General features: G+C 55.4%; 9 protein-coding genes and 1 pseudogene. 8 read left to right on the top strand and 2 right to left on the bottom strand.

Annotation, left to right across the window (positions count from 1 at the left end):
- Both VQ830_RS25320 and VQ830_RS25315 read left to right on the top strand, forming a co-directional pair.
- Positions 1-362: pseudogene (locus VQ830_RS25320) on the top strand (hypothetical protein); the annotation flags it as partial.
- 144 nt (positions 363-506) lie between these two features.
- Entirely contained in the window at positions 507-815 is a 309-nt protein-coding gene (locus VQ830_RS25315; RefSeq protein WP_337270935.1) for a transcriptional repressor TraM, read from the top strand.
- Between the two features lie 9 nt (positions 816-824).
- Here VQ830_RS25315 and traR read toward each other — a convergent pair whose 3' ends face one another.
- Positions 825-1,529, bottom strand: coding sequence for an autoinducer-binding transcriptional regulator TraR (traR, locus tag VQ830_RS25310; protein ID WP_337270934.1), 705 nt, complete (start codon positions 1,527-1,529; stop codon positions 825-827).
- Between the two features lie 751 nt (positions 1,530-2,280).
- On the opposite strand from traR, the gene VQ830_RS25305 reads away from it, so the two are divergent.
- On the top strand, positions 2,281-4,320 hold the full coding sequence (locus VQ830_RS25305) for an SPFH domain-containing protein (protein WP_337270933.1): 2,040 nt from the start codon (positions 2,281-2,283) through the stop codon (positions 4,318-4,320).
- A 426-nt stretch (positions 4,321-4,746) separates the two neighbouring features.
- On the opposite strand, the gene VQ830_RS25300 is transcribed toward VQ830_RS25305, so the two are convergent.
- The gene (locus VQ830_RS25300) at positions 4,747-5,532 is read right to left on the bottom strand and encodes an SDR family NAD(P)-dependent oxidoreductase (RefSeq protein ID WP_337270932.1); all 786 of its coding nucleotides are present in this window, start codon (positions 5,530-5,532) and stop codon (positions 4,747-4,749) included.
- A gap of 235 nt (positions 5,533-5,767) precedes the next feature.
- Here VQ830_RS25300 and VQ830_RS25295 point away from each other — a divergent pair, with 235 nt between their 5' ends.
- The 5 genes from VQ830_RS25295 to VQ830_RS25275 all read left to right on the top strand — a co-directional run bounded on the left by VQ830_RS25295 (position 5,768) and on the right by VQ830_RS25275 (position 11,100).
- The gene (locus VQ830_RS25295) at positions 5,768-6,568 is read left to right on the top strand and encodes a BtpA/SgcQ family protein (protein WP_337270931.1); all 801 of its coding nucleotides are present in this window, start codon (positions 5,768-5,770) and stop codon (positions 6,566-6,568) included.
- 14 nt (positions 6,569-6,582) lie between these two features.
- Positions 6,583-8,088, top strand: coding sequence for an FGGY-family carbohydrate kinase (locus VQ830_RS25290; RefSeq protein WP_337270930.1), 1,506 nt, complete (start codon positions 6,583-6,585; stop codon positions 8,086-8,088).
- A complete protein-coding gene (locus VQ830_RS25285) occupies positions 8,088-8,768 on the top strand; it encodes an HAD family hydrolase (RefSeq protein WP_337270929.1) in 681 nt (226 codons plus the stop codon). Before VQ830_RS25290 ends, VQ830_RS25285 begins: the two co-directional genes overlap by 1 nt.
- 144 nt (positions 8,769-8,912) lie before the next feature.
- Positions 8,913-9,746 carry a DeoR/GlpR family DNA-binding transcription regulator gene (locus VQ830_RS25280; protein WP_337270928.1) on the top strand — a complete coding sequence of 278 codons (834 nt, stop codon included), beginning with the start codon at positions 8,913-8,915 and terminating at the stop codon, positions 9,744-9,746.
- Positions 9,747-10,026: 280 nt separating this feature from the next.
- Positions 10,027-11,100 (top strand): questin oxidase family protein, encoded by a 1,074-nt coding sequence (locus VQ830_RS25275; protein WP_337270927.1) that lies wholly within the window; start codon positions 10,027-10,029, stop codon positions 11,098-11,100.
- Positions 11,101-11,110: the final 10 nt, after the last annotated feature.

Raw genomic sequence — 11,110 nt, 5'->3', positions numbered from 1 at the left:
ATCGTAACATTGGAGACTATCTTCGAAGCGACAACCGCTCGGCCGAGCTATTGTTCAACGCTCTGGACAGGCTCGGGATCGAGAAAAAGCTCACGCCAATGCGCGGAGGAACCGACGGGGCGGCCCTGTCGGCCAGAGGTCTGCCGACCCCGAACTTCTTCACCGGCGCCTCTCATTTCCATTCGCGCTTTGAATTCTTGCCGGTCCCGGCCTTCGAGAAATCCTACGAGACGGCTCTCATGCTCTGCACGCTTGCAGCCGAAGGCGGTGCGGACAACAGATTGGAACGAACGAACTTTGGAACAGTTTCAGATCCACCCAGTCACAAAAAGGGCAGGGTGGATCGGTTAGGAGATCTATGAGAAAGCTCACTTCGCTAGATTCGGGGGATGTCCATGCGCTGGTGCCAAAACGCGTAGGACATGCCGGGTGCAATCTTCGACCCGTCCGCGATCGAGGACGAGCGGTCGGGAGCGGACCGCAGACTAAAATTGGGAGGATCAATAATGAGTTTCAGTGACGCAACGGGCTCGGATACGAGCGAACTGCGCCCAGTGATCGGACTGACACGGGGTCTCAACACAGAAGAACTCGAGATTTTGACGGTCAACGCCATACGCCTGCACAGGCAGCTCGTGGAAAAGGCTGACCGGCTGTTCCAGGCATTGCCGGAAGACTACAAAACCGCAAAGGCCGCAGGTGGTAAGCAGCATCTCGAATACGTGGAAGCGATGATCGCGATGCATGCGCAGATGAGCGCCCTCAATACGCTGACAAGGATCCTGGGCTATATCCCGAACGTATCCGTCAATTGATGCCGTCGATCAGATGAGCCCTGCCCGAATGGCCAGAGCAACGAGGTGCGGCATGGTATGAATCTGAAACCGCTTCCTGGCCTCTTCGAGCTTGCTTTTAACCGAGTTGTATTTGACGCCCTCCAGTGCGGCAGCCTCCTCCATGGTTTTACCGACGGCGATCCAGTTAAGATAGGCAGCCTCCTTCGGGTCGAGCCAGACAGGGTTTTGATCAGTCGGTCTCATAGGCAAGAACGACATGCGGATGTGAAGCTGGCCGACGGCGGCCGCCGCATCGACGGGATCGATATCGCGTTGGAGTTCAAGTGCAGATTTATCGGAAGCAAGCGTGAACATCGACATCGATCCATGGGCAGCCTTGACGGGGATGGTGATCCCGGAGCGGATCCCGAAATCAGCAGCCCGGTCAAAGAACCTTCGCTCTTCCTTCGTCAGGCGCCGCCTCTCTGCCTCACCGCTCCACGTAAACACCCGCTTCAGCGACTTTGCGCGGTTTACGATCGGGTCGATCGCCTCGAATTTCCGTTTGAAATAGAGCGAGCGCCATTCGGCATGGTAATTCGATGAGGCAATGGTATGACCTGGTCGGATGAACAGATATGCGTAGCCAGAAAATCCCGCTTCGTTCGCCAGATGGGCCAGAGCATCTTTGAAGACATCTTCGTCACCCCGAAGCGCGGCAAGATCGGTCAACTTGTCCAGCAAACGTTGCATATGTCACTCCGTAAATTGTCAGGGGGGACAGGTCACGAGCTAGTCCTCAATAAAGCCGCTTGAGTAAAAATGCAATCAAAGATTGTACACAGGTATTCCCGTTTCTGTGCTGCCGGGGTTGAGGCGTTCAGCGCGCAGAAAGGGTGGCTGGCTAACGTTTTTTGCTGGGACATTGTTGCGGTTAAATGGCACCACTAACTAGAATGTGTCGAAGTTCACCGATGAAGGAGGGACAATGACGGTTTCCTGCATCGCCCGACATCACGCAAAAGACCAGGTTAATAGGCTCCTTTCTGCTTTGGACGCGAACGCGCAAATTCGCTTCCTGGTAGCCGACCGCTTTCGGCTTGAGCTTTGAGAAACCAGGATCCTAGTCTCCTTGGCTAGCCGCACCAGCTTATATTGACACCATAAGTGACTGATGATTAGAGTTCTAATCAGACGCGGCACTTAAGCAGATCAATCGTACTATTCATCTAATTTTTTCATTGCTCTCTTTAATTTTCTGAGCGCAATCCATACGTCATCTACCGTTATGTCTATCAAGGCAACACCCATGTGAGATCTCTCACGACCGCGTCCCTCAGTGGGGACTGAAGACGTGCGGTCATTTTTAATTGCTTCAGCCCCATAGCTTCGACAAATTTCTCGTGAGTGGGCCGTGTGGGCGTGCAACCTCCCCGTTTAATTAATGAACACCAACCGGGCGGCTGTCGAGTGGACGAACCCGTGCGCCCTTAGGATAGAAGAAATGGACGCTCTCAACAATCTCAGTCCGATGGTATGGCGGACTATTGAAATCGCCTTGCCCATCATCATCGTGGCGGTGCTTTTTCGATGGAGTGGCGTGGTCCGCTATATTCCCAACGACAGACTTGGCATCCTCGAAAAGCTTTGGAGTTTCCGCGGTTCGGTCAAGAATGGCTTCATCGCGCTCAACGGAGAGGCTGGTTTCCAGCCTGAAGTCGTCCGCGGCGGCCTACATTTTTTTATGCCATTTCAATATGCGATGCATCGCGCCAACCTCGTCACCATTCCGCAGGGCCAGATCGGGTATGTGTTTGCGCGTGATGGCAAAGCGCTGCCACCAACTCAGACACTTGCCTCAAACGTAGAGGCCGATGATTTTCAGGATGCACGCGGCTTTCTGATGAAAGGCGGAGAAAAAGGCCCGCAGCGCAAAATCCTGCGCGAAGGCACCTATGCCATCAATCTTGCGCAGTTTGTTGTTCTCACCGCGCAGGCTACCCATGCTGTGAACCTCAGTTCCTCCGAGCAGAACTTGTTTGCGGATATGTCGACACTGATCGCGGAACGTAATGGTTTTGCGCCTGTCGTTATCCATAATTCAGAGGACTTGATCGGTATCGTGACCATTCATGATGGTCCCGCCCTGCCTGAGGGCGAGATCATTGCGCCGACGGTTGCCAATGATCCGAAGGATCCCAACTTCCATAACAATTTTCAGGATCCTGAGAAATTCCTCAACGCTGGCGGCTATCGCGGCCGGCAATTGCAGGTACTCGCCGACGGCAGCTACTTCCTGAACCGCATTTTCGCAACCGTCGAGCTGGTCGATAAGACGATCATCAGTGTCGGCACGGTGGGTGTCGTCGTGTCCTATACCGGTCAGCGCGGCGCTGATCTTTCCGGTCAGTCCTACCGCCATGGCGAGCTTGTCGAGACGGGCGCCCGTGGTGTCTGGTCGACGCCACTTTTGCCTGGCAAATATGCGTTCAACACCTATGCCGGCAGTATTACCATCGTTCCAACCACGAACTTCGTTCTCAAATGGACCAAGGAACAATTTGGCGAACACAGGCTCGATGAAAACCTGTCGGAAGTCTCATTGATCACCAAGGATGCGTTCGAACCGATGCTGCCGCTATCGGTTGTCGTGCATATCGATTATATGAAAGCACCGCTTGTCGTACAGCGCTTCGGTGACATCAAGCGGCTGGTTGAACAGACGCTCGATCCTATGGTCTCGGCTTATTTCAAAAACATTGCCCAGACAAAGACTTTGATCGAACTCCTTCAGCAACGCAGTGAGATCCAGCGCCGGTCCGGGGATGAAATGCGTGAAAAATTTGCCTCCTACAGTCTCGAATTGCAGGAAGTGCTCATCGGCACGCCACGCGCCAATAACGGTCAGAATAGTATCGAGCAGATCCTGATTCAGCTGCGCGAGCGCCAGATCGCGGTCGAAAAGGTCGAGACCTATAAGCTGCAAGAGGCGGCTGCAATCCAGGAGCGTACATTGCGCGAGAAGGAAGCCCTCGCCGAACAACAGGCGAAGATCACGACCTCTGCGCTCACCATCGAGATCAGTGAGAACGAAGGCAAGGCGCAGCTTGCCCGCACTCGCCAACAGGCAGAAACCATTCAGGTTACCGCGAAGGCCGAGGCGGAGAAGGTACGCCTTGCGGGCCTTGGTGAAGCCGACCGTATCAAGGCCGTCGCGCTTGCCGATGCGCAGCGCATCAAGGCGACGGGCTTTGCCGATGCCGAAAAGACGCGCGCCGTGGGACTGGCGGAAGCGGAAGCCACCGAAAAGAAAGTGGCAGCCTTCGGAGGCCCAGACTACCAGCTCAATTCGCAAGTCCTTATGCGGTTTGCCGAAGCGATCGAAAACGGCAGGCTGCCGCTCGTGCCGCAGATTCAGGTTGGCGGCGGGACAGGTGAGAAGGGAGCAGCGAATGGTCTTGTGGAGATGATGCTATCGATGCTGGTCGCCGACCGCATTGGACAGAAAGGCTCTATAGCCAGCGCGCCGCCATCGGTCGAGTAGCTTTGAATTCGAAATGGACCGGTTATGCCGGCCCATTTCAAATCAGCTTTACAAATGTGTCACCACTCGTTCCGTGAGTTGAGCGAGACGATCAATTCTTATGTTCGTCGGCCGAAGTACTGCCAAGCCTCGTGCACAGGGGAGGCGCCGCCGTTCTTGGTGGATTCGCACTTGCTTTCGGATCGGCAGCGATGTTTCCCGATCTAAAATGGATTTTATTCGCTTCGATCGTCATTACAGGCGTTCTTTCGAGGGCGAAATCTGGACCATACTGGTCCATGCCGGCCATCATTTTCTCCCGGCATAGCGCGAGGCGCGCCGTTCCCTCAAAACCCGGACACCTTCCAAAGGTCGGTAAACGCCACTCGCCGGTTTTAGTCCGGTACTGTAGCGAAACGCAGACCGGGTCCCGCAACGATCGTTTCGTCAAGTCATGTAGACGCCGCCAGTCACGTTGATCCCCTGGCCGGTCATGAAGCGGGCGCTGTTCGAGCAAAGGAAGACGACGACATCTGCCACGTCCTCCGGCGTCTCGATGCGCCCGAGTGGCGTCTGGCCCACATATTCATTAAAGACTTGTTCAGGACTGATGCCACGTAAGCTCGCTTCCCACTCGATCTCGCGACTCTGCATGCCCGTCTTGACGAAGCCGGGGCAAACAGCATTGACGCGAATACCGGACGGCGCAAGCTCACGAGCTAAAGCTTGGGTCCAGCCCAGGACGGCAAACTTACTTGCTGAATAATGAGCGAGTAGTGGTGCGCCTACCTTTGCGGCAAGCGATGCTGTATTGACAATGCAACCGTGGCCCTGTGCCGACAAATGGCGTCCAGCGATCTGGTTTGTCAAAAATATGCCGCGGATATTTACGTCGAAGTTGAAATCCCACTCTTCGTCGGTCAGTTCCAGCGCTTTTTGCATGGTCGAAACGCCCGCGTTAGCTATCACAATTTCGCAGCCGCCAATCAGATCGATGGTTTTTGCAAATGCGGTCTCTACAGATGGGCGTTTGCGAACATCGATCGCAATGGCAACAGAACCCCCGCCAAGGGAGGTTGCCGCGCGCTCCGCTGCCTCAATATCGATATCGGCAATGGCAACCGTCACTCCCTGGGCAACAAGCGCCTGTGCTATAGCAAATCCAATACCGGTCGCACCACCGGTCAGAAACGCACGGCGACCGCCAAGCTCGGGGAAGGTAGGTTGTGGCATAATTGTCCTCGATGTAATTTTTGAAAAACGTATCCAACAAAATCTAAGTTCGCAATTGTTTTTATTGTTTGATTAAGTTCGTTTGCCTGTTTATGTTCGGGGCAAGTCATGGTTTCAGCTTAAAGCGAACGCCGTCCAGGCCCTTCGCGACCTGCTCCCACAGGGGCGCGATAAGCATGATGAAGGCTACCCGCCATTGGGATAGCAAAACCTGGTGCTGCTGAAGGATTTTAGGATGGTTTTTGAGTGTTTTGGAGATCGCAAGAAGGTAGTCATCGCGATGGCCCACATCGGTGCCTTGCCCGGATCACCGCTTTACAACATGGACGGTGGCTTACAGAAATTGATCGATGATGTCGCCGCTGACGTTGAGAAGCTTCAGGCTGGCGGCGTCGATGCCATCATGTTCGGAAACGAAAATGACCGCCCTTATGTCTTCAAGGGATCGCCTGAGAGCATTGCTGCCATGACTGCGGTTGTTCAGGCTATCAAGCCTTCGCTTAAGGTACCCTTCGGCGTCAACTACCTGTGGGATCCGCTTTCCAGTGTCGCTATTGGCGCGGTGACAGGCGCAAGTTTTGTGCGCGAAATCTTCACTGGGCTGTTTGCATCTGACATGGGTATGTGGGAGCCTGATTGCGCCGGAGCTGCTCGCCTTCGCGCCAATCTCGGTCGTAAGGACATGAAGATGCTCTTCAACATCAACGCCGAGTTTGCCCACTCGCTCGACCAGCGTCCTATTGCCCTTCGCGCCAAGAGCGCAGTGTTCTCATCGGTCGCTGACGCCATCCTAGTGTCTGGCCCGATCACCGGTCAGCCAGCCAACCGGTCTGACCTGCGAGAGGTTTGTGAGGCGGTCCAGGACGTCCCTGTTTTCGCCAACACGGGGGTCAACATCGACAATATCCAGGACGTCTTCTCCATGGCTAAAGGCTGCGTTATCGGGACTCACTTCAAAGTCGATGGCAATACTTGGAATGCCGTTGACGCAAGCCGCGTCAAGAGATTCATGGATGTCGTGGAAACCCTACGCTAATACGGGACACTCTTATGACCGCCGTTATTGGTCTGGATATCGGGACGACGTCGACAATCGGAATTTTGGTCGGCTTGCCAAGCACAATTCTTGCAACCGTGTCTAGACCGGTGACCCTTTCTTCCCCGCGTGCTGGATGGGCGGAAGAAGATCCCGCCGACTGGTGGGAAAATGCGAGGGCGATTATCCGTGAACTCCTTGAAACTTCCGGCACACCCGCATCAGCTGTGCACGCGATTGGGGTGACCGGTATGCTTCCGGCGGTCGTTCTCCTCGATGAGGAAGGAACAGTCCTGCGCCCAAGTATTCAACAGAGCGACGGGCGTTGCGGAGCGGAGGTCGAGGAACTGCGCCGCGAGTGGAACGAACAAGATTTTCTGGTAAGGGCCGGAAATGGCATCAACCAGCAACTTGTCACGGCGAAGCTGCGCTGGATCGAGAAGCACGAACCGCAGGTGTTCTCGCGGATTTCAACTGTCTTCGGGTCCTATGATTACATCAACTATCGGCTCACTGGCGCGAGAGCGGTAGAGCAGAATTGGGCCCTCGAAGCAGGCTTCGTCAATGTTGCTACCGATGCCATTGATAACGAACTCGTGCGGTTTGCGCACATTAGCAGAGAATTGATACCGCCCATGCGAGCCTCCTCGGATGTGATGGGCCATGTGAACGAACGCGGGGCGAGCGAGACAGGGCTTGCACTGGGCACACCTGTCGTCGGAGGTGCAGCCGACATGATAGCGTCCGCTCTTGGCGCCGGAGTGGTTGAGGCGGGCGATGTGTTGTTAAAGTTCGGCGGTGCGGTGGATATCCTGACGGCAACCGATGTCGTCAAGCCGGATGCGCGCCTGTTCCTGGACTATCATCTCGTACCAGGGCTCTACATGCCGAACGGATGCATGTCGACCGGCGGATCTGCGCTGAACTGGTTTGTCGAGACCTTTGCCGGCGGGGAACGCGCAGCAGCGCAGGCGGTTGGCCGTACAATCCATCAACATCTAGACGAGTTGGCTTCGCGGAAATCCGCCGGTGCAAATGGCTTGACGATCCTCCCATATCTCTTGGGAGAAAAGACGCCCATCCATGATCCGGCAGCGCGGGGCGTGATCGAAGGGCTGACGCTATCGCACGATATAGGCCATCTCTGGCGGGCACTGCTGGAATCCTACGCTTACGCTATCAGGCATCACGTCGAGGTGCTGGTCGACATGGGTCATAAGCCAAAGCGCTTTTTTGTTTCGGACGGTGGCTCCCACAGTACGGTATGGATGCAGATCGTGGCGGACGTGCTGAACGCGCCCCTGCAGCGGCTTTCGGGCCACCCCGGCTCATGCATTGGCGCTGCGTGGGCAGCTGCTATTGGTGTTGGTCTTGAGAATGATTGGCGGAGCGTGACACGCTTCACGACATTTTCTGATGTGATCGTGCCAAAACCCGACAATGTAATGGCTTACGACATTGGTTATCTGCGCTACCGCGATCTATACCATCGTCTTGCACCAAGCTGGAAGCCTGTCTGATGTCTGTTCCAAGCCGCTTTCAGGCGGTTGCCTGGGATATAGACGGCACGCTGGTCGATAGCGAGCCACTGCATCATCATGCGCTCTTGGCGGCATCGCTAGAATTTGGCGCCGATCTTAGCGAGCTGCCCGATATGGCATTTCGTGGCATCCATATGGGTGATGTCTGGAAACTGCTTGAAGGAAGATTGCCGCCAGCACTTGAAGAAGAAGAGTGGATGGAAGCGATCAATCGCCACTATGTCGGCGCGCGTCACACGCTTGTGCCTATGCCCGGCGCCGTGGAAACTATCCATACGCTCAAGGCGCTTGGTGTTCATCAGGTTTGTGTTTCCAATTCCTGTCGAGCTATCGTTGATGCCAATCTCGACGCGCTTGGCCTCGCCAGCTTCATTGATTTTTCGATCAGTCTCGACGACGTCAGCGAGGGCAAGCCATCGCCGATACCGTATCGCACGGCGGCCAACAGGCTCGGTCTTAAACCTCACACGATTGTCGCGGTTGAAGACAGCAGCACTGGGCTGCGTTCCGCGAAGGCTGCGGGCCTTCGCACAGTCTTTTTGCGCACAGATGACAAAACCGGTCAAACGCATCAGCATGACAGCCTCCCAGATGTCACGATCGACGATCTATTTTTTGTGTGTCGGTTTTTCGATGCGGAGGGCGCGCTTTGCCCTTAGGTGTCAGGCATGTGCGTCTATACACGAACGCCTGCTCCAGCGTATGCTCCGTTGGTAAAACATGTTTGAGTCGAACATGCGGTGTTTGAACGGTCTTCGTTCGGGTACGCAAAGCTTTTCGAGGATGAAACGAGCAGTGAACGGATGACGAGCGAGCAGTCCGCATCGAGAACCGGTGAACGACCGAAGTTTTTAGCGCAAGTGCGTCAAGCGGCGATCGTGGGTGAGATCAGCAGAGTGGGCTCTGTTACCGTCAGTGACCTTGCTCAACAGCTTGCCGTGTCGGAGATGACAGTGCGGCGTGACCTGGTCGAGCTCGAAAAAGATGGCCGGCTCATTCGAACCCATGGTGGTGCCGTCAAGCCAGATCGCGCGTTACCTATGTCTGTCCCTGACAATTTTGATGGAGAAGAGCCAGCGTTTGATGCGCGTCTTGCTCGCAATGTTGCACTCAAGAGGCGCATCGCAGCGACGGCTGCGGAGCTCGCAAATGGTGCCCGCAGTATCGCGCTGGATGTCGGAACGACGATCTATTTCGTTGCAGAGGCGCTCGCCCCGCGCCCACAAGCCAAGATTTTCACCAACAGCATCCGCAGTGCGGAACATCTGACGGGAAGGGGTTTGGAAACCTACCTTGCCGGTGGTAAAATCCGCAGTGAGGAGATGTCGACAAGTGGGCCGTCAGCTGTCAGTCAATTTGAGGCGCTATGGTTCGATATCGCTTTTGTCGGTGTCTCGGGTCTAACATCTGAAGGGATCTTCGATTATTCCTTCGAAGAAACTGACATGAAGCGTGTCTATCTTACGCGGGCGTCGCGGCGTTTTGTTCTGTGCGACTCAAGCAAGTTCACCCGAATGTCCCTGGTGCATGTTGCAGCCCTCAACGAATTCACCGGATTGATCTGTGACGAGGCGCCAACAGGCGACCTTGAAGCCGCGCTGAAGAAAGCAGGCGTCGAGGTTCTTGTCGCGCGCTAATCGGTTATGAGCTCCACTTGCGTGAAAGCAGGAGACATAAAGCTTGTTGGTGACTTGATGATATGGCCCCTATTGTGGACTGCTTCGAGGCAGGACCGGCTTCAACAGCACTGTGCTGTTGAACCTCCTGTAGATCTACAGGCCGTACTGATCGTGGTGAGCGAGCATCGAGCGCAAGATAAAGGTTGAATTGGCCTTTTTATGTTTGATATTGTTCAGTTCTGTTTAATCAAACAATGGCTCCCGTGAAGCCGAAGATCAACACGACAGGATATATACCATGCTCCAAGCCGAAAGCGCGTTAGGACCTGCCGGCCCCTATCCGGACATAGCGGTCGAGGCGCCGCTGAGGGCGCTCATCGGCGAGGTTGGCCGACGTAGCGGCGAATTTCCTGTCTACCTTGCCAATCATCTGCCGATGGTGTTGGAAGCTATGGCGCGTCTTGGCGCTACTACCTCGCGGCTAGAGGAATTTGCCGAACACTATATCGGCACCCACGCTGTACCTTTCCCGCCGCTTGCGGTCGCACCTGTCAATGAAGCGAGCTGGCTCAGCGCGTTGGGCGATCGCGCACGCGAAACAGACTTGCGAAATTTCTTCGAAACTGTCGTTGGCAGGATCGGCCGAGAGGCCGCCGTGCGACAGTACCTTCCAACGCTCGCACCCGGTGTCGCGGCCTCGGCGACACACGGCCTGATGCGGCTCGCTTACGCGCTTTTGCGGTCAGACGATACCGAGGTAGCAGCCTCGCTCGGTTATTGGGCTGCCACCTATTTGGCTTATGAAGGTGTTCCCGCCGACCGGGAGCGTGCCGTCACAGATCCGCTCGAATATCTGGTCGACATGCGCAGCGAACCAAGTCTCTATGGGCTTAACGCGCCCACGCATTTGCTGTGGAAGTGGATCGAGGCGATGGGAAAGGTTCCAGAGTTTCACCAGCGCCTCGGACGGATGGCAGCTGGTCCGGATTTCTTAGACCTTATCCGTCCTGCAGCTCTCTCCCTCTACGCTGGCACGATGAGCTTCGAAGCTCTTCACGCCGTGACTGGGTGCCATTGGCTACGGCTGGTCAGTCCCTATGTGGATGAACCGCAGTATTTGGTCATGCATTTCTGGGAAGTCGTTTTTGCCCTCTATACCAAAATTGACATGCCGCTGCCGCCGACGAAGGATCTTATGGAGGCCTGGCGTTCCTTGCCGCTGCCTGATGATCAGGCGATTGCAAGCGCTGCGGTGGCGTCAAACGACGAGCACGACCATTCGCTCGTCTTTTCCGCCTTCGAGGAATATCGCTATACAGGGGATAGGCTTTACAAGGTGGCCGCAGCAAAACGGCTCAGACTGATTGAGTAGTCCTGCCGCC

It is taken from the genome of Oryzifoliimicrobium ureilyticum (assembly GCF_037199735.1).
GTDB lineage: Bacteria > Pseudomonadota > Alphaproteobacteria > Rhizobiales > Rhizobiaceae > Rhizobium > Rhizobium ureilyticus.
The sequence above is the reverse complement of the archived record's forward strand: the minus strand, read 5'-3'. Positions and strand labels throughout refer to the sequence as shown.

Excerpts from the sequence above, each read along its gene's own strand:
- VQ830_RS25305 (WP_337270933.1), top strand. The coding sequence starts at position 2,281 with ATGGACGCTCTCAACAATCTCAGTCCGATGGTATGGCGGACTATTGAA.
- VQ830_RS25280 (WP_337270928.1), top strand. The coding sequence starts at position 8,913 with ATGACGAGCGAGCAGTCCGCATCGAGAACCGGTGAACGACCGAAGTTT.
- VQ830_RS25275 (WP_337270927.1), top strand. The coding sequence starts at position 10,027 with ATGCTCCAAGCCGAAAGCGCGTTAGGACCTGCCGGCCCCTATCCGGAC.
- traR (WP_337270934.1), bottom strand. The coding sequence starts at position 1,529 with ATGCAACGTTTGCTGGACAAGTTGACCGATCTTGCCGCGCTTCGGGGT.
- VQ830_RS25290 (WP_337270930.1), top strand. The coding sequence starts at position 6,583 with ATGACCGCCGTTATTGGTCTGGATATCGGGACGACGTCGACAATCGGA.
- VQ830_RS25315 (WP_337270935.1), top strand. The coding sequence starts at position 507 with ATGAGTTTCAGTGACGCAACGGGCTCGGATACGAGCGAACTGCGCCCA.
- VQ830_RS25300 (WP_337270932.1), bottom strand. The coding sequence starts at position 5,532 with ATGCCACAACCTACCTTCCCCGAGCTTGGCGGTCGCCGTGCGTTTCTG.
- VQ830_RS25295 (WP_337270931.1), top strand. The coding sequence starts at position 5,768 with ATGGTTTTTGAGTGTTTTGGAGATCGCAAGAAGGTAGTCATCGCGATG.
- VQ830_RS25285 (WP_337270929.1), top strand. The coding sequence starts at position 8,088 with ATGTCTGTTCCAAGCCGCTTTCAGGCGGTTGCCTGGGATATAGACGGC.